General features: G+C 62.4%; 15 protein-coding genes and 1 pseudogene. 8 read left to right on the top strand and 8 right to left on the bottom strand.

Going from position 1 to position 18,955, the window contains the following annotated elements; translation table 11 throughout:
* Window positions 1-188 (top strand): hypothetical protein (locus tag SR3_RS32180; protein ID WP_218018791.1); only part of this gene is annotated, 188 nt, incomplete at its 5' end.
* Here SR3_RS32180 and SR3_RS32780 read toward each other — a convergent pair.
* Both SR3_RS32780 and SR3_RS10090 read right to left on the bottom strand, forming a co-directional pair.
* Complete coding sequence (locus SR3_RS32780; protein ID WP_407668159.1) at window positions 99-413, bottom strand: RES family NAD+ phosphorylase; 315 nt, start codon at window positions 411-413, stop codon at window positions 99-101. The two genes, SR3_RS32180 and SR3_RS32780, sit on opposite strands and share 90 nt — an antisense overlap.
* 158 nt (window positions 414-571) lie before the next feature.
* Complete coding sequence (locus SR3_RS10090; RefSeq protein WP_068084724.1) at window positions 572-1,243, bottom strand: antitoxin Xre/MbcA/ParS-like domain-containing protein; 672 nt, start codon at window positions 1,241-1,243, stop codon at window positions 572-574.
* A 467-nt stretch (window positions 1,244-1,710) separates the two neighbouring features.
* On the opposite strand from SR3_RS10090, the gene SR3_RS10085 reads away from it, so the two are divergent.
* Entirely contained in the window at window positions 1,711-2,436 is a 726-nt protein-coding gene (locus SR3_RS10085; RefSeq protein ID WP_068084721.1) for an AAA family ATPase, read from the top strand.
* Window positions 2,437-2,813: 377 nt separating this feature from the next.
* Here SR3_RS10085 and SR3_RS10080 read toward each other — a convergent pair.
* The 3 genes and pseudogenes from SR3_RS10080 to SR3_RS10070 form a co-directional block, all read right to left on the bottom strand.
* Window positions 2,814-3,832, bottom strand: a pseudogene (locus tag SR3_RS10080) (IS110 family RNA-guided transposase).
* Between the two features lie 221 nt (window positions 3,833-4,053).
* On the bottom strand, window positions 4,054-5,049 hold the full coding sequence (locus SR3_RS10075) for an amidohydrolase family protein (protein WP_218018790.1): 996 nt from the start codon (window positions 5,047-5,049) through the stop codon (window positions 4,054-4,056).
* Between the two features lie 86 nt (window positions 5,050-5,135).
* On the bottom strand, window positions 5,136-7,385 hold the full coding sequence (locus SR3_RS10070) for a TonB-dependent receptor (protein ID WP_169805605.1): 2,250 nt from the start codon (window positions 7,383-7,385) through the stop codon (window positions 5,136-5,138).
* A gap of 1,183 nt (window positions 7,386-8,568) precedes the next feature.
* Here SR3_RS10070 and SR3_RS10060 point away from each other — a divergent pair.
* Window positions 8,569-8,829, top strand: a complete 261-nt coding sequence (locus tag SR3_RS10060; RefSeq protein ID WP_068084705.1) for a hypothetical protein — start codon at window positions 8,569-8,571, stop codon at window positions 8,827-8,829.
* A gap of 103 nt (window positions 8,830-8,932) precedes the next feature.
* Here the strand turns inward: SR3_RS10060 and SR3_RS10055 are convergent, their stop codons facing one another.
* Window positions 8,933-11,524 (bottom strand): TonB-dependent receptor plug domain-containing protein, encoded by a 2,592-nt coding sequence (locus tag SR3_RS10055; RefSeq protein WP_068084702.1) that lies wholly within the window; start codon window positions 11,522-11,524, stop codon window positions 8,933-8,935.
* Window positions 11,525-11,619: 95 nt separating this feature from the next.
* A complete protein-coding gene (locus SR3_RS10050) occupies window positions 11,620-12,066 on the bottom strand; it encodes a hypothetical protein (protein WP_068084698.1) in 447 nt (148 codons plus the stop codon).
* A gap of 356 nt (window positions 12,067-12,422) precedes the next feature.
* Here SR3_RS10050 and SR3_RS10045 point away from each other — a divergent pair, with 356 nt between their 5' ends.
* From SR3_RS10045 to SR3_RS10025, 5 genes are read left to right on the top strand one after another with little or no spacing between them, the layout of a single operon-like run.
* Complete coding sequence (locus tag SR3_RS10045; RefSeq protein ID WP_068084691.1) at window positions 12,423-13,778, top strand: LLM class flavin-dependent oxidoreductase; 1,356 nt, start codon at window positions 12,423-12,425, stop codon at window positions 13,776-13,778.
* A gap of 2 nt (window positions 13,779-13,780) precedes the next feature.
* Window positions 13,781-14,740: an ABC transporter substrate-binding protein gene (locus SR3_RS10040; protein WP_068084685.1), complete on the top strand. Its 960-nt coding sequence runs from the start codon at window positions 13,781-13,783 to the stop codon at window positions 14,738-14,740.
* A 38-nt stretch (window positions 14,741-14,778) separates the two neighbouring features.
* Window positions 14,779-16,113 (top strand): LLM class flavin-dependent oxidoreductase, encoded by a 1,335-nt coding sequence (locus SR3_RS10035; protein ID WP_068084681.1) that lies wholly within the window; start codon window positions 14,779-14,781, stop codon window positions 16,111-16,113.
* A 1-nt stretch (window position 16,114) separates the two neighbouring features.
* Window positions 16,115-17,689 carry an FAD-binding protein gene (locus SR3_RS10030; protein ID WP_068084676.1) on the top strand — a complete coding sequence of 525 codons (1,575 nt, stop codon included), beginning with the start codon at window positions 16,115-16,117 and terminating at the stop codon, window positions 17,687-17,689.
* Complete coding sequence (locus tag SR3_RS10025) at window positions 17,686-18,039, top strand: 4Fe-4S dicluster domain-containing protein (RefSeq protein ID WP_068084672.1); 354 nt, start codon at window positions 17,686-17,688, stop codon at window positions 18,037-18,039. The genes SR3_RS10030 and SR3_RS10025 overlap by 4 nt, the downstream gene beginning before the upstream one ends.
* Here the strand turns inward: SR3_RS10025 and SR3_RS10020 are convergent.
* Window positions 18,024-18,953, bottom strand: coding sequence for an ABC transporter substrate-binding protein (locus SR3_RS10020; protein WP_068084753.1), 930 nt, complete (start codon window positions 18,951-18,953; stop codon window positions 18,024-18,026). The genes SR3_RS10025 and SR3_RS10020 overlap by 16 nt on opposite strands.
* Window positions 18,954-18,955: the final 2 nt, after the last annotated feature.

The raw sequence follows: 18,955 nt of genomic DNA, 5'->3' as shown, positions 1-18,955 counted from the left end.
CGACGTACAATAATATCCCAACCCTTGATTTCGGGCAACAGATCACGGTGCTGGAACAAGTCAATAGCGGGATTTGCACCAATCTTCGAAAACGCCTTTTAAAAAACTACAACACACTCCTCGCCCGTAAATCGCGAGTTATAGACGATCCCATCAACGTCGGTTTTATCATGGAGCGCTTTCGATAAGGCTTGACCTTGTGCATGATCACGAGCGCCTTTTGCATCGGTATCCATGCCGATTTCATAGGCTTTGCCACCACGCAAGTCTAACAACATGACGTGCGATGATGTATCGATGACCGCAATCGCCAGGCTATCAAGCCGTTTGTAACTGATATATCTGCTTGACTTACCTACATACATGTCTCGAATGACCGCTTCGGCAAACGATGTTTTAAAATCGCTTGCGATGTATAGGACCTTGCATGAATTGTCAGGGCTACTGAAACGACTTGAACCATAGCCTGCAGCTTACGGCGTAGCGCGATGCTTTGCGGTTATAATACGAAGCCATCCAACAAAGCGAAAGGTTACGATAGAGCAATTTAATTAACTGAGACTGATCTTCATTAGAAGTCAACCGACCCTTCTGCCGCGCTCACAACCTCATCAGCCCGCCCTTCCAGAAGTCGGTCAATAGGAAGAGCCCCATCCATTCCATAATTCTTTGTTACAAGCCATTCCCACGCCGTTTCGTCATCTTCAAAATGCTTCCAGACTTCCGCAATGCCTTCTACAGGTGCATTTCTGTTGAACTGTCGTATCGGATAAACGAAATTTCTTACGCCCTTCCTGAGCGCCAGAATTTTATGTTGATTTCTCCAATTCGCAATCGTCTGAGGCACGATGCCGAGTTGCTTGGCCAAGGCGCCCACACCCATCACCTTGGAGTTGACCCATGCATCCAGGGGTACGTCCTGGCTGATATCAGCAATGAGTTTGCGCCCTTCCTCGGGCGACAACGACTCACCTAGACCGGGCCCCTTTTGGATGTTCATGAGCACGTAATTGTCAGGGGCAGGATCACTACCCGCCCCTTGCTTCCCTTGCTCCGCTTCCTTAGCATCCTTCGCTACGCTATGGATGTTTTCGAAGATCATACGCAGGGCTTCGGGATTCTCTGTCAGGACAGATTGCAACCGCGCCAGCATATTGGGCTTATAGGAGCGAATCTGTGCGAGAAGCTTGCCTTCAACGTCCGCAAGGATCGAGACACGTTCGCGCTTTTTGATGGCTGACATATCGGCCCCCCCTTTTGTCCATTCTATCCAGTATGGCCAATTTGTTAATTCCCATCCTCCTCTCGCGTTGCCATGGTGAGAAACTCCGGCGCCGCGCACTGCGTAAGGGATGGTTACCCCGGAGGGGGCGTGGCAGCTTTGCTGGCTTGGTGAACCTGGTTTTGCTGGCACCTTCGGCGAGCACGAAACCAAGCGAGTACATCCCGGTCCCTTAAGGCTCGAGCTTACAGGGAGGCATCCAAATCCTTGCTTACCAACTGAATGCGCCTTGAGCATTTGATTTTGACCGTTCGCCGCCACCTGCCGCGCCCAGGCCGATGAGTTGGGGTTAGACCAAGCAACACGCCGCGCCATCGTCGCAAAGGCCGAAGCCCGCGCCGCTGCCGGGCCCGACCTCGGCATGGACACGCGCAGGACGGCCGCCGATCGCGCCGTGGCTTTCGCCGCCGCCAGCCTGTCCGAGCGGGATGCGACCTTTTCCGCTGCCCTGCTCGAACGGGCGGCAGGAGAGGCGGCGCAGCGCCACCGGGGGCCTGCTCGTCTCCACCGCCTCCGTCACCGCCATCCATGGCAGCGCAGGCACCGCCAAGACCACCACCGTCCTCGCCACCTATGCCAGGACCGACCGCGACGAGGGGCTTGTCGTGCGCGACCTTGCGCCTACCGCGACCGCCGCCGATGTGCTGGGCCGCACCGTAAACGCCGAGCCCATGACGGTCGCCAGGATGCTGAACGGCGGCGAAGAGATCGAGCAGGGCCGTGAGGCCTGGATCGTGGACGAGGCGTCCATGCTCTCCGCCCGTGATGCAGCGAGGCTGCTGGCTCTGGCCCGCGAGGCTGGCGCGCGGCTCGGCACCTATCTGATCAACAACGGCCTGCTGCCCTGGTTGCCCCCGCAGTACAAAACGGTGTTCCACATGCCGGTTAATGGCTCGATCCACTATGGCTTCATCATGTCAGGCGCGGCGCTGATCGCCGCTTTCGCATGCGCTTTGGCCATCGACAAGGTCGGGCGCCGCCGCTGGTATGTCGGCGCGCTGCTGTTCGCCCCACTGCCCCTGGCAGCGCTTTATTGGCAGGGCGCAACCTCGGCCATGGCCGTGCTGTGCCTGGCCACCCCCGCCTTTGCCGCGATGCAGACGGTGACCTATTCGCTCTACCTCTTTCGGGTGATCTGGGCCGGCAGGGTGTGATCCGGGGAAGCCCGTGCGCACAACGCTCAGCAACAAGGCCGCGCCATGTCCGCTCGATCACGTCAACCAGCAGTTCATGCCCCGGCGATCAACATGCCGCGGGTGTCGGACTTCATCTGTGGACGCCCCGAAAGAAGCAAGAGGTAATTCAGGTATAAACGGCGGGTCGTCGGATGCTGCCATCTGTCCGGCCTGTTGGTGCAGCATGATGCTGCTGGCCTGTATGGAAGTACGCGGACCGGATCCATATCACAACGGCGTGCTTGGTTGGCACGGTGGAGTCCTCTGGTTTTTCCTGCCCCGTCTCATCGACTGTTTCGCAATACACTCCTTTGTTCACCGACCCTACCGACGACCTCTGATCGTGGCTGTAGCGCTTATGCTATCGCCACGTTCGGAGCCCGGTAATCCTCCTTGCTGACAAGCAACGCCAACACCACGCGTGCCATCTTGTTGGCCAGGGCCACGGTGACCAGCATGCGAGGTTTGCGCGCTAGCATGCCTTCAAGCCATGATCCAGCCGGGGGCCTCTTCTGGCGGCATGACGGACAACAACGCTACTGCCGTTGACCAACAGCCGCCGTAATGTGCGATCACCCATTTTCGTAATTCGTCCCAGCTTCGTCTTGCCCCCAGTGGAGTGCTGAAGCGGTGTGAACCTCAGCCAGGCAGTAAAATCACGCCCGCGCCGGAAGGTCTCGGCGACCGGCGCCAAAGCGGCAATAACGGTCGCGGTAATTGGCCCAATGCCTGGAATGGTCATAAGACGCTGGCACACCTCATCCTCACGAGCCCGCCGCCCAATCTCTTTGTCGAGCCCATCGACCCGGGCATCAAGGAACGTGAGCATCTCATGCATGACGCGCAGCATCGACCGCGTACCCTTGGGCAGACTTTCGCCCATATCGTCGTCAAGCAGATCAGCCAGCATCCTAACCCATGCCGGGCCCTTTGGCGCGACCCAGCCATATTCTGTCAGATGGCCACGGATCGCATTCATCAGCAGAGTGCGCTATAGAAGATCGCGGGCACGAAATACGAGTCCCGAAGCCTGATGTTCCTCGCTCTTCACGGCCACGAACCGCATATCGGGTCGCTGAGCTGCTTCGCAGATCGCTTCGGCATCAACAGCATCGTTCTTCTGCCGTTTCAAAAAGGGCATCACATAGGACGGCGGGATCAACCGGATCTCATGCCCCTGGCGTTGCAGCCCACGAGCCCAGTGATGGGCACCGCCGCAAGCCTCCATCGCGATTGTGCATGCAGGTTGGGCCGCGAGGAATTCCAGCACCTTGCCGCGCGTGAGTCGTCGACTGAATAGCCCTCGCGCATCGGCGCCATATGCCTGGAAGACATTCTTCGCGATATCCAATCCGATAATGCTAACCTCATTCATGGGACGCCTCCTCACGCAGGTGCCCTATGACACCCACCTTGCCACATTCGTGACGTCGGGGGGCGTCCATCCCATCACAACACATTGGCCACTCAAGATCATCCCGCTCGAAGCGCGCCCTTCTCATGCTGACAAGGTGGTGTTTCCGGTTTTGAGCAACCTGAGCAGAAGCAGTCACTTTTACTCTTCCGAGGTCTTGCTAAATGCCGGGCCTAACCGCCCTACCCACCCTTGGCCGTGTGATCCAGCCGCAGGAACCGCGCTGCATTGTTATAGAGAATGTCACGCTTCTGCTCCGAGGTCAGATAATCGGCGTTCTGCACGATGCCGATCGAATAGGCCATCAGGCCGGGCCAAGCCAGCTGATCGGTGCCGAACATCACCCGATCCTCGAAACCGGCGTCCACGATCCGCTGGATGTAGCGGTTCACCTCTTTCAACGGATAGCTCCAGATCAGCCCGGCAATGTCGACATAGACGTGGCTGTTGGCCTGAAGAAGGGTCAGCATGTTGTCAATCATCGGATAGCCGGCATGCATCACCTGCACCCGCAGGCGCGGATGGCGCGCCAGCAACTCCTCCAGCAGCAACGGGTTTCCTGCCGAACCGCGGAAGGCAGGCATCGCCACATTGGCCCGCCCCGATCCGCCCGTGCCCATGTGAATGGCGACGGGAACATCCAGCTTTTCGGCCAGCGCGAAATAGGAGTCCACGCTCATGTCGCTGGGCGATGTGCCCTGATATTGCAGGCCGATTTCGCCCATCACCTTGAAACCGTCGCGCGTGAAAGCGATGTTGAGCATCTTGAGCTGCTCGGCCTCAGGCGCCGTGTGGGGGCCGGTCTGGAAGGCGGTTCCGGGGATGACACGCCCGGGGGCGGCCTCCTGCCATTTCCTAACCTCCTCGGGCTGACCAAAGACCACGCCGATAACATTCAGCCGTTCCATCTCCGCCAGCACATCCTTGCGGTATTCGCCCTTTTTCGCCGGATAAAGTTTGGGCGTGCAATCTTCCTGAGACCAGCCAAAGGATGCTTCCCTGCCGTCACGCGGGTCGGAGGCGAGGAACTTCGACTGGTTAGGACACACCGGCTGAGCCCATGGCGCATCCTCCATGGCATGCATATGCACATCGATCACCGGAGCGCGCTCGCTGCCGGTGTTCTGCGCGAAGGCGGCCGGGGCGCCGAGCCAGCTCAGGGCCGTCAGCGCGGCCATGGCACAAGATCCTGCTCGCATTGCTTGTCTCCTGATGGGAAAGAAAGGGCAGCCGCGCCCGCAATTGGCGCGGCTGCCCATAAGGGTCAGTAATGGAAGCCCGCGCGCAGCCCGAAGGTGCGCGGGTCAGACATGGTGACCGAGCTGGCGCTGCCAGCGACCAGCGAGACATTGTTTTCGATGTTCTTGATATAGGCGCTCAGATACCAGCGGTGGCCGGGCGCATTGTAGGTGACGCTGGCCTGGGTTTTGGTCTGGGCCGGGGTCCACAACTTCAGCCAATAGGGCCCGTTGTCGCCGAAGACAGTCACCGAATAGGCCGTGGACAGGCGCGTGCCCACATTCAGTTGCACATCACCCTCGCCCACCGGCACCAGATAGCTGGCATTGACGTAGATGACGCGCGAGGGCGTGCGATCCAGCTTCTGCCCGGCATAATTGGCCAGCTGGCCACTGGAATTGACGGTGCAATTGCCGGAACTGTCCAGGCCGCTGGGGCAGAACTGGCGATAATGGCCGTCGGTCAGATCGATGCCGGTGGTCAGGTTGAAATTGTGGACGGGGGTGAACTGCGCTTCGAATTCCCAACCAAGCACCGATGCCTTGCCGGCATTGGTGGTGATCGTCTGGTTGGCGCCATTGACCGGAACGATGGCGCTCAGTTGCAGGTTCTTATAGTCGTAATAGAACAGGTTGGTGTCGATCTTCACGCCGGGAAAGATCGTGCCGCGAAAGCCCAGTTCGTAATCGACCAGGGTTTCGGGTTGGTAATAGATCGCATGCTGGTCACCCAGGGCATAGTTGCAGCGTTCTCCCTGCGTCGTCACCAGTGACTGGCCCACGGCTCCACTGGAACATCCGTCGCCAAAACCGCCTTCCTTGTAGCCGCTGGCCACCGAACCATAGAGCAGGCCCCGCCCGATATCGGCGTCGAAGCCGCCACGCCACGTGACCTTGTTGCTCCTGATCTCACCGTCATTGACATAGCTGCGGTCGGCCGCACCGGGTGTGAGGTTGTAGAGCCCGCCAGCATAGACATTCGATCCAAGGCTGTTGATGTGAACCGTATGGCCATAGCGGCTGAGATCGTCGGCGGTGTAGCGTACGCCGGCGGTCAGGCGGATGTGGTCGGTCACCTTGTAGGTGCCCTGCGTGAAGGCACCCTTGGTGGCCGAAATCGTGTGCTGCGGGAAGCCGTAGATATAGGTGTTGCCAAAGGCTGCCGGCGCCAGATTGTAGATGTAATAGGCGATTCGCGATTCTTCACGAAAGTAATAGAGGCCGCCCTGGATTTTCAGCGGACCCTGCCCCGTGCTGGCCAACCGCAGTTCATGCGATTGCTGCGTATAATCTCCATTGAAGGTACCCGGAAGATTGACGCCAATCAGCGCATTGCCGTTTTCCTTGGCATTGTATTGTCGCACCGATCCCAGATAAGTTCCCTTGAGCGGGCCAAAATTATAGTTCAGTTCGGCATCCAGATTGTAGGCAATGTCGTTTACATCAGGCTTGGAGGAATTGACGTTGCCGCCACCATACTGATTGGGAGATATCCCTGTCGGCAAAGGCGTGTTGAATGAGGCAGAGGCCAGCGTGCTGGTCAGCGCCTGGCTGGTGTTGCCAATCGGCGCCCAGGTGGCGGTGCGTGGCGAACCGGCGGTGGCACCGGGCTGGATGTTGTAGAAATTGCTGGTCGGCAAAGAAGAATCACGCGATCCATTCAGCTTGGAATAAGCTCCGCGCAGCAGAAGGTCGCCATTCTCGCCCAGCTTGAAGAGGCCCTGCAGGCGCACGCTGATATTCGTGCGGAAGTTCTTGTTGAAATAGGGGTCATTGCCGGCCGGTTTGGTGTATGTGTCCCGCGAGTCATAGTTGACTGAAAGACGGAATGCCGCCCAATCCGTCGCCTGAGCGTTGAAGAAGGCATCGGCATTGATGGCATTGTACTTGCCATATCCGATATTCCCTCCCGCCGAGAGCTTGCCGAATTCGGGCTTGTTGGTGATAACATTAATCACACCTGCCGTGGTGTTGCGGCCATAAAGCGTACCCTGCGGCCCCTTGAGAACCTCGATATGGTTGATGTCAAGGAAGCTGACATCCGCCTCCTGCGGGCGGGCAATGTAGATGCCATCGAGCAGGAAGGCCGCGGAAGGATTACCCTTCTCGGTGCCATCCGTGCTGGTCACACCACGGATGGTGATCTGCAGGCCATTGGTGCGGTCGATCGAGAGGTTCGGTACCTGCTCGCCCAGATTGGCTGGATTGGCTATGCCCTTACTGCGCAATCCATCACCGGATATTGCGGTGATCGCCACCGGCGTCTTGGATAGCAATGTGCTTTCGCGCGTTGCAGTAACGATGATGTCACCATCAGGTCGTGATTCATTTGTTTGAGCATTAGCGTTCGACGACGCAACAATGGATATGGCGGATACAAGGCCCGCCAAGGCAATCTTCTGCATTTCCCCTCTCCCAGCTGGCATTCACGTTTCTCGTGATCTGCCTTCTTATAGGTTTTACAACGGAGGTTTTCTGTCAAGTCCAGCAAACGACTTGAAGGAAACTGTGACAATTTGGCATCTTAAACTGCAAATGCGATTATCATAGGAATCCATGCAGATAACAATCCATCTGGAAGATTTTTACCTCTGCGCAGGCCACAGTACGGAGAATGAATTCCTATGCGCTCCTCCTGCACCAAGACCGCAGATGAACCAAAAACGGACTGCACGGGAGGGGTTTGAGGATTCGCGCTTGCCCAGCATCAGGAAGCGCCCGCTCCATCTCGCGGGCAGGCACAGGGCAAAGCCGATATCAGAGCCCGAAACAGGGTGCAGAGGCTTGCTGACGGGACACACATCAGCTTCGCTTTCGACCGGGACTTCCGTCGCAACCAATGTGGCACATGACATTGCCGAGGCAGCAGTGGCGGTGGCCAATAGCAAGGCCCCAACCAGACTCATCTGGTCAATCCCAATTGTCGGCTACAAGCTCTGCGTGGCATCGTGTGCAACAACACCGAAATGATCGGCATGCTACCGACCTTTTCCCTCACCACCATGGCTTTTGCTTCCATGTTGTCCGTTCAGGAGGCTACACCCCTGGCACCCAAGCGCCTGCAACGCGTGCGCCCTCCCTCATCCCCAATGTTTACAGCTGGCAGGATGGGGAACCGCCTCTATGATGTGAAAGACAATAAAGATATAGTCTTATAAGTTCGTGTTATAAGAACGTTCTCACCGAGGCAGAAGCGATCCACAACGCGAAAGGGAAGAGCCCATGCTTTGCTTGGCGGAAAGAGGACAGGATCAGAGAGGTCCGTCATGACAAGAGCCAATGTCTGGCGAACTGGCCGACAGGTATCGCTAACATTACCGCCATTCATAGCGCTTGATCCGGCCGTCTAAACCCTCCCTCCGTTAGCTTGATTTCGTCACCAGTGCATGACCGGGTCGCCTAAGGCGTCTTCGCTTGGACGCGTGCATTGCACCCTTCAGGCATAACAGGAGCAAGACCATGTCATTCACGCTGGAACCGATCGGCCATGTGCAGGGCGGGCGGGCCGAACCGCTCGACGATCACTGGGGCACGAGCCGCTCCGCCATCGCGCTTGACGAGGTGCGGTTCGGACCGGATGCACTGGCGGCCCTCGCCGCTTTCAGCCATGCCGAAGTTCTCTTTCTCTTCGATCCTGTGGCGGCGAAAGCGGTCGAGACCGGTGCACGCCACCCACGTGGGCGCGGGGATTGGCGGGTAGCCCGCTCGATCGGAAGCTGAAGATCGATCATTTGAAAAGGCTTCTTGAGAATGGGATATCCGCGGAAGCGCTCATCAACCCCTTGGCGGAGCATAGCTAATCGCCATGCCCGCTTCGCACATGTCAGAAGCTGAATGCGACGCGACCGTAATAATAGCCCCCACTGGGATTATAGGGCGAAGGGCCGTAATACCCCTGCCCGGTCTGGGGACTGCCAGGACCGTTGGTGCCAGGGCGCACGTTGAACAAATTGGTAGCCCCGAGCTGCAAGGTCGCAAAACGGGTCACCCGCGCCGATATGCTGGCATCGGTGATCCAGCTGGCGTCGAAATGGCGATCATCGCCACTGGCCTGCCGATACCAATAAGCGCCGTAAAGCGTGGTCGAGGCATTGAGCGTGAAGATGCCCTTTTGCCAGTTGGCGTTGACGTTCAGCTTGGTCTTGGGATTGATATCGGTCAGTTCGCCGCGCCGGTCATTGCCGAAAAACACCGATCCCGAAGACAGCGCAACACCATTGAGCAGCGCAGGCAGCGGCGCCACCCAACCGGCCCGCGTGCGGTTGTAATCGAAGGCCACCGTCAGGTTTACTTTGCCGAGCGTGCCCAGCCCCTTGCGGTAATCGGCCACCAGATCGAGGCCGATGGTGTTGGTGTTGGCGGCGTTGAGGAAATATTCCACCTGCGTGCCGGTGCCCGAAACGCCATTGGCATTCAGAATGGCATCGATGCCGCTGCCATAGAGGCGCCCCGATCGCTCGATCCGATTGTTGATGCGGATCCAGTAACCATCCAGCGTGACGTTGACGTTGCGCGCGGGGGTGAACACCACGCCAAGCCCGGCATTGAGCGAGCGCTCGGCCCTGAGCGGCTGCGCGCCCAATTGGCGGCCCAAGGCGGAATTGGCATTGACCAGCTTGGCCACCGTCGGTTGCACCGTCGAGACGCCATTGACCGAGACGACCGCCGTGCGCCCATCGGTCTGGGTATAGCTGGTCTGGGTCAGCGAAGGCGCGCGAAAGCCGCTGCCCACCGTGCCGCGCAGGGCAAAGACCGGTGAGATATCATAGCGCGAATTGAACTTCACCGACAGCGGATTGCCCGAGGAATCGCTGTATTGCTCGGCGCGGATCGCGGCATCGACAAACCAGGCCTTGGTCACATAGGTCGAAAGATCGAGATATTGCGCGAAAACCCCGCGCGAAGCATTCACCGCATCGCTGGCTGACAGCACGATGGCCCCCTGCACCACCGGCGAGGCCAGGGCGCCCACATTCCAGTCGTAGGTCTGGTCGCCCACCTTGTAATAATAGCTGGCGTTCTGCCATGCGGAGGGATCGCCCGCCCAGGTCTGGAAGGCATCGCGACGATACTCCAGCCCCGCCGCCACGGTGAGAGGCGCGGCCAGCCCGATATCGACATTGCGGTTCACATCGAGGTTGCTGTCCCACTGGCGGATTTCAAAGGTGGCCAGATTGGGCCAGAAGGTCGGCCCCGTCGGCCCCAGCGCGGGGCGCAGGTTCAGCTGCGACCATTCATGGTTGCGGTTCTTGCCATAATCGGTGGACAGATCGACATGCCAGCCCGCCACCTGACCGCGTAGGCCGATGGTGCCTTCGGCATCATGCTCGGTGAAATTGATGAGCGGATAATAGCCATCGGGGAAGATGGCGGAAAAATCAGCCGTGCCATTGGCGCGGCGATAATTGTTGCCGATCGCCGAATCCCGGTGCGAATAGGTGCCGAAGCCATAAAGCTCAAGCGAGCCCAGCGGCACCGCCGTGTCGATCACGATATCATGCGCGCGGATGCGGGGATCGCCGTTCTGCGCACCATCACGGTTCCAGGCGGCGTTCCTGGCATTGGCGGCGGCAATGTTGGCATTGACCTGCGCCACGCTCTGGCCGCTGGCAGCGGCCACGCCCGCTGCCGTGCTGCCCGAGGGCAGGCCATAGGCATTGGTGTCGGTGGCCAGCAGGGTCCACCAGTTCATGCCCCGAAAGCGATAGTCGGCGGCGATATGGAACCAGCCCGTGTCGCCAATCTTCAGACCATAGGCGATCTGGGCCTTCCAGCTGTTGCGGTTGCCGCGCCCATTGTAGCTTTCGCCATCGGTAAAATCCGCCTTGAAGCCGGCGGAATGGTCAAGGTTCAGGTTGAACACGCCGGCAATCGCATCCGAGCCATATTGCGCGGCGGCGGAATCCTTCAGCACCTCCACCTTACCCACCGCGATGGCCGGGATCAGATCGAGATCGGGCGCATTGGCGCCGCTGGTGTCCTTGGGCGCGGCATTGGCCATCAGGCTGGAATTGTGCCGCCTTTTGCCATTGACCAGCACCAGCGTATAGGCCGAGGGCAGGCCCCGGTTGCTGACATTGCGCACCACCGAGAAGAAACCCGCATCATTGGCCCCGAAATTGAGCGCGGGCAGTGCCTTGGCCAGCCCCTCGGTCAGCCCGACGCTGCCCGTCTGGGCAAATTTGGCGCCATCGACCACCTCGATAGGCGCAGGACTGTCGGTCACGGTGCGCGGCACACCGCGCAAACCGGTGACGATGATAGCGTCCTTTTGCCCGGCCGCATCATCGGCCGCCGCTGCGGCCGGAGCCTTGGCCACGGCATCGTCCGGTGCGGCCTGCGCCACCCCGGCAACAGACGCGCAAGCGGCGGCGCTGGCCAGCCACAGGCTGCGCCACGTTCTCTTCACTTTCATTGATCCCCCCCTTGAACAGGCCTATGCGCGGCGCATGCCTGACCGATGGTCAGGCCGCCGTCCGTCATCAGTTTGAAAAGGCGCCCCTGAACCGCTCAACCGGCGAGCACGCCCAGCACCGCATCGCGCCGAACCACCCGGCGCTGCACCAGCGCGATCAGGGCGGATTCCAGCGGATCGCTCCCGCGCAGGATGATATGATCGACGCCGATGTCGTAATAGGCCAGCACGGCCTCCACGACCTGATCGAGCGTGCCGACCAGATTGACGGCATCGCCTGCCGGGGCGACCAGAGCCTTGCGCGGAGCCAGCCCGAGGCGCTGCAACATCGTCGGCCCGGATTTTTGCCCGGCATCCTTATGAGCCGCCATGACAGGGCGAATGGTCAGCGCGATCCCAGGCGAATGCCCCTGACGTTTGCTCTGCGGGCGCAGGCTGCGGGCCTGACGGGCGACCTCCGTCGCTGCTCCGGGTTGCAGGAGGTGGATGGCCGGGGCCGTCGGATCGATCGTATCGGCGGAGGCCGTGAAGCTGATGGGCATGTCGGAAAATCTCGCTGTCGGAAGATGGCGCGAGAAATGAAGGAAAGTCCTCCCCGTTCAATCGAGTTATGGTCGCAAAATATCAGCACAACTCATAAAGCATTTTTCATGCAGAAAACGTGCTGTTAAATCGAGATAAAATCATCAAATCCCGGCACGTAAAGATTTACTTTTCCACCAGGGAAATCTCCTTTGTCACGTCAAGACCAGCACGGGCTGGCCGTTTTTCGTGGATCTATCACCCCTGCTCATATGGCTATTGGATCTTGTCGTTGGCGGCATCTGTGCCCGCCTTTCTAATCTCTCATGCGATTGCCGGCATTCGGCCCTCACCAGCGCCAGAGAAAGCCTCGCCCATGACCCAACAGCCTCAACGCCTGCTCAAGCTCGGCCTCGTCACCACCGGCGTGGGCGGCCCCGGCGAATTCAGCCGCTGGCTCGATCCGGAGATCCCGGTGGACGCCAGCGTCAACATCGACTGGTACATCGACATCGTGCGCCAGGCCGAGGCGGCCAAATTCGATCTGGTCTTCATCGTCGACAGCCAGTTCATCACGCCTGACAGTCCGCCGCATTACCTCAACCGCCTCGAACCGCTCACCCTGCTCTCGGCGCTGGCCGTCGCGACCAGCCATATCGGGCTGGTGGGCACACTGACCACCTCCTACAACGCGCCTTTCAATCTGGCGCGCCGCCTCGCCTCGCTCGATCTCATCAGCAAGGGCCGCGCGGGCTGGAATGTCGTCACCAGTGGAGACGCGGGCACATCGGCCAATTACGGGCTGAAGCAGCACTATGATTACGACACGCGCTATGGCCGCGCGCGCGAATACATCGATGTGGTGCAGGGCCTGTGGCGCTCCTATGAGGATGACGCCCTGCCGCGCGACCGCGCCACCGGCCAGTTTCTCGACCCCACAAAGCTCCACGCGCTGAACCACGAGGGGCCATATTTCTCCGTCGCCGGGCCGCTCAACATCCAGCGCTCGCCGCAGGGCGAGCCGGTGATCTTTCAGGCCGGTGACAGCGATCAGGGCCGCGATCTGGGCGCGGCTCACGCCGACGCCATCTTCACCCACGCCCAGACCCTCTCGCAAGGCCAGGCCTTCTACGAGGACATCAAGCGCCGCGCCGCCGCACTGGGCCGCGCCCCCGAACAGATCGTCATCATGCCCGGTTTCACCGTCTTTGTGGGTGACACCGACGATCATGCCCGCGAGCTGGAGCGCCACTGGCGCGCGCATGACCATTCCTTCGCTCAGGCGCTGGGCGAGCTGGGCCGTGCCTTCGGCTGGCACGATTTCCGCCAATACGATCTGGACGCCCCCTTCCCCGCCGCCGCGCTGGAACACGCAAAACTGAGCTTCTACACCCAAGCCAAAAAGCTGACCGACCATGCCGTGGCGAACAGCCTCACCTTGCGGCAGGTGGTGGAACAGAGCCGCAGCGGGCGCCGCAATCCCTTCGTCGGATCGGCGGAAACCGTCGCGCATGAGATCGCCCGCTGGTTCGAGGGGCGCGCACTCGACGGGCTGAACATCCACGCCGGCCATCCAAGCCAGTTCCGCCGCTTCACGCAGGAGGTGGTGCCCATCCTTCAGGCGCGCGGCCTCTTCCGCACCGACTATGCCCATACCACGCTGCGGGGCCATCTGGGCCTGCCCATTCCCGCCAACCGCCGCGAAGCCGCGCGTGAGGCGGTGGAGGCGTGACCATGACCATCACACGGCGCAGTGCTCTCCGGGGCATGCTGGCAGGCACTTTGGCCAGCACTGTCGCCCTTGCCGCGTGCAAGCACCGCGCCAGGGGGCTGGTGCTGGGCGATCAGGTCCATCTCATCGAATCCAAGCTGAGGGCCGCCCATGCGCTCGATGGCACGACCTACCCCCTCAGCTTCGCTAATTTTCAGGGTGCCGCGCCCCTGCTCGAAGCGCTCAATGCCGGAGCCGTGGACACCGCCCCGGCAGGCGACCTGCCGGTCATTCTGGCCGCCGCCGCCGGGTGCAAGCTGAAGATCGCCGGGATCAACCAGACCAGCGGGCGCTCGATGGCGATCGTTGTGCCGCCCCGCTCGCCCATCGCCTCGGTCAAGGATCTGGCCGGGCGCAGCGTGATCGTGTCGAGCGCGCGCGGCAGCATCTCCCATTATCTGCTGCTCGAAGCGCTGCGCGAGGCGCATGTGCCCATCGGGAGCGTGAAGATCGGCTTCATGCTACCCACCGAGGCCGCCGCCGCCTTCGCCTCGGGCCAGATCGAGGCCTGGGGGACCTTCGGCATCTATCAGGCCAAGGCGGAGGCCGCGGGCGCCCGCATCCTGCGCGACGGCACCGGCATCGGGCCCGGCTATGGCATCATCGCTGTGTCCGAAGCGGCTCTGGCCGATGCCGACAAGCGCGCGGCGCTGGCCGATGTGCTGGCGCGCAGCCGGACCGCCAACCAATGGTGCCGCGACCATATCGACGCCTATGCCGCCCTCTATGCCAGACAGACCGGCATCGCACCCGCGCTGGCCCGCATCATGGTCGGGCGCGAGAACCCTGCCCTTGTCGCGCCCGACGCGGCTTTCGTCGCCGCGCTGCAAAGGGCGGCAGACCGCTTTCACGAGGATTACGGCGTGCTGCCCCGGCGGGTGGACATCGCCGCGCTGATCGCGCCGGGGCTGCTCCCGGCCTGAAGAACCCTCCGGCTTACCCTTCCGTCAAGGAGACCGTTATGACCACGCATCGCCATTTGCATCTGGGCGCCATTCTTGAAGGCGTCGGCGCCGAACACACCAGCTGGCGCGATCCGGCCCTGCCCGGCAATGCCAGCATCGATATCGACTGGTACATCGCCCATGCCCGCGCCGCCGAGCAATCGCTGTTCGATCTGGTGTTCATCGTCGACAGCCCCTTCATCACGCCCGAGACCGCGCCGCATTTCCTCAACCGGCTCGAACCGCTCACCCTGCTGTCGGCGCTGGCGACGCACACCTCGCGCATCGGACTGGTGGGCACGCTGACCACCTCCTATTGGGAACCCTACAATGTCGCGCGCCAGTTCGGCAGCCTCGACCATATCAGCCGGGGCCGCGCGGGATGGAATGTGGTGACCACCGGCCTTGAGGGCGCCGCCGCCAATTACGGGCGCGACGCCCATTTCGACCATGCCGAACGCTATGCGCGCGCCGCCGAATTCGTCGATGTGGTGCAAGGCCTGTGGGACAGCTATGAGGACGATGCCTTCCCCCGCGACCGGGCGGCAGGCGTCTTCCTCGACAAGGCGAAACAGCATCGGCTCGATCACAAGGGCACACATTTCAGCGTTGCGGGTCCGCTGGCGCTCAGCCGGTCGCGGCAGGGGCAGCCGGTGATCTTTCAGGCGGGCGAATCCGACGCTGGCCGCCAGCTTGGCGCCCGCATCGCCGAAGCCACCTTCGCCTCGGCGCAGGACATCGAAAGCGGCATCGCCTATTATGCCGACCTCAAGCGCCGCGCCGCCGCGCTGGGCCGCAATCCGGACCACATCAAGGTGCTGCCCGGCCTGTCACCCACGCTGGCCGACACCGATGAGGAAGCCCGCCGCATCGCCCGCGAGGCCGAGGAAGCGCTCGACCTCGACAAGCTGCTGGTGCAGTTGGGCCGCGCCTTCAACTATCACGATTTCCGCCAGTACAAGCTCGATGCGCCCTTTCCCGACCTGTCGGGCGTGACGCTCAACAGCTACAAGGGCCATGCCGAGCGGATCATCCGCGTCGCCGCCGAAAAGCGCTACACCCTGCGCGAGGCCGCCTATGCGCTGGGCCGCTGGCAAAGTCCCTTCGTGGGCGGCCCGGAAACCGTCGCAGACGAGATCGAGCGCTGGTTCACCAACCGCGCCGCCGATGGCTTCAACCTGCGCGTGACGCGGCCCGGCGATTTCCTGCTGTTCCGCGAAAGGGTGGTGCCGCTGCTGCAACGCAAGGGGATCTTCCGCACCCGCTACGAGCATGACACGCTGCGCGGCCATCTGGGCTTGCCGGTGCCCGAACATCGCCATGCCAGCCAGCTGGCGCAGGCCGCCGAATAGCATGGGCGAACCGATCCGCCTCGCTTGCGACGTGCTGGTGATCGGCGGCGGCATGGCGGCGGCTTGGGCCGCCATCGCCGCCGCCGAGGCAGGCGCCCATGTGGCGATGGTCGATAAGGGCTATTGCGGCACCAGCGGCGTCACCGCCACGGGCGGCCCCAACCACTGGTGGGTGCCCGAAGACCCGGCGCTGCGCGCTCAGGCCATCGCCCGCCAGTCCTCCAAGGCGCAGGGTCTGGCCGATGAGGCATGGATGGAGCAAATTCTGGCGCTGACCTTCCGCCATTTACCCACGCTGGCGCCATGGTATCCCTTCGGGTCGGACGGCGCTGGCGGGATCTATCATTCGGGCGTGCGCGGGCCGGAATATATGCGCGCCCTGCGCAGCTTCGCGCTGGCGCGCGGGGTGACCATTCTCGACCATCACCCCGCGCTCGAATTGCTGGCCGACCGGGAGGCGCGGGTTTCAGGCGCGCGCGGCCATGCCCTGCGCCACGATGCGCCATGGGACATCCGCGCGGGTGCCACCATTCTGGCGACCGGCGGCTGCGCCTTCCGCTCGGGGCTGATCGGCAGCGCGCTCAACACCGGCGATGGCTATCTGATGGGCGCCGAGGCCGGGGCCGAGCTGTCAGGCATGGAATTCTCCATCGCCTTTTCCCTCTCCCCCGCCTGGGCCTCCACCCGCACCCTGCCCTTTACGGCAGCGCGTTTCTTCGACGAGGCGGGCCATGAAATCGACGTGCCCTCGCCACGTGCCGGCCATGCCCATCATCAGGCGCTGGGCCGGGCCATGCTGGCAGGCCCCGTCTATGCCGACCTCTCCGAAGCGCCCGCCGCCCTGCCTCCGATCCTGCACCGCATCCAGCCGCTGACCACCGCCAGTTTCGCCCGCGCCGGGATCGACCCGTTCCGCCAGCGCTTTCCCGTCCGCCTGTTCGGTGAGGGCACCATTCGCGGCACAGGCGGCCTGCGGATCCTCGACCAGGAGTGCCGCACCAGCGTCGCCGGGCTCTTTGCGGCGGGCGATGCCGCCACGCGCGAGCTGGTGGCCGGGGCTGCCAGCGGCGGCGGCGCGGTCAATTCAGCCTGGGCCCTGTCGTCCGGACGCATCGCCGGGGAAGCCGCCGCCAGAGAGGCGCGCCCCATCCGCCCGGATAGCGCGCTGACGGGCCTTGGCCGCGCGGGTTTGCACCCAACCGCGGAAGCCCGCGCTCTGGACCAGCGTGGCCTTGCCGCCAGCATCGAAAGCCATATGCACCATTACGACCGCGCCCTGTTTCGCCGCCGCGCCTCGCTGAGCGCCTCGCTCGATACGCTCGGCTGCCATTGGGATTTCATTGCCGCGCATGGTCAGGCCACAGGCGCCGCCGCCCTGCCCCTGCGCGAACTGGCCGCCATGGCCGCCACGGCGCGCTGGTGCACCGCTGCCGCGCTGGCCCGCGACGAAACGCGCGGTGTGCATGTACGGATCGATGCGCCTGACCTCGCCCCCTCGCGCGGCCACCGGCTGATCGTGGGCGGGCTCGACACGGTGCGCCTGCGCCCCGATGTGCTGCTGGAGGATGCGGCATGATCGAAGTCATTCGCGAGGATCTTTGCACCAGCTGCAACCGCTGCGTGGAGGTCTGCCCGACGCTGGTTTTCGATGAGGGAGGCAAGACCCCGCTGATCGCCCGGCCCGATGCCTGTCAGACCTGCTATCTGTGCGAACTCTATTGCCCCACCGGCGCGATCCATGTGGGGCATGACCAGTTTGCGCGACAGTCCCCGGCCCCCGATCACAGCCTGCACGCCAGCCTCATCGCCGCCGATCATGGCTGGGCGGCCCCGCTCGATGCCGGGCAGCTTGATGATTACCGGCTGCTCGGGCCCCTGCTCAACGAAGGGGTAGAGATCGCCGCGCGGCGTCAGATCAAGGGTTGAAACGCTTCGGCCACGGTGCGGTGCGGCACCAGCGCCTTGCCCCAGGCGTAAGTGTCCACCACCTGTTGCTGGGCTGCGATCAGCGCCTTATCGAGCGGTGCGGCCTGAAACGCATTCCTTTCCGCCACAACCCGCGTGATCGCCAGCGGCATGCCGGTTTCGCGCGCCAGAACTTGTGCGTAGGCCTCCCGGTGCGAGAGTGCCCATTGCTGCGCCCGGCTCTCGCGTTGCAGGAAATCGGTGAGCGTCGCGCGCTTGTCCGCCACGGCCTGACGGTTGGCGACATCGAAGCCGGTCGTCACCATCAGATCATGCCCATCGACCAGCACCCGCGCGCCATCGGCCAAAGCGAGCACGGTGTAGGGCGTCCATGTCGCCCATGCGGCAACCGCGCCGCTGCGCAAGGCCGCCGCCGCATCGCTTGGGGAGAGGAAGACGAAATGCACCGCATCCGCGCTCAGCCCGGCCTGATGGAGCGCGCGCAGCGCCAGATAATGGCCAATGCTGCCGCGCGTGGTGGCCAGTCTGCGCCCGGCCAGATCGGCCAGCGTGCGTGCCGGCGATGCGCCCGGCACCAGAATGGCCAGCGTCTCTTTCGGGCGATCGACCACCCGGCGCGCCGCCACGGCAAGGATGGGCTGGCCCGCCTGCCAGGCAAAGGCGAAAGGCCCATCGCCAACCAGGCCAACATCGACCGCGCCCGAGGAAATGGCTTCCAGCAGATTTTGCGCGGCGGGAAATTCGGACCATTCCACGGCATAGGGCGCCCCCGCCAAAGCGTCCGAGGCCAGCATCAGCGCCTTGGTGCCGCCTTTCTGGCTGCCCACCCGCAGCCTGTCGGCAGGTCCATGGCATCCTGCCAGAGCCCCTGCCCCCAGCGCGGCGGCCAGCGCGAGAACACCGCGCCGGTGCATCC

The sequence above is a fragment of the Novosphingobium rosa NBRC 15208 genome, from assembly GCF_001598555.1.
GTDB lineage: Bacteria > Pseudomonadota > Alphaproteobacteria > Sphingomonadales > Sphingomonadaceae > Novosphingobium > Novosphingobium rosa.
The sequence above is the reverse complement of the archived record's forward strand: the minus strand, read 5'-3'. Positions and strand labels throughout refer to the sequence as shown.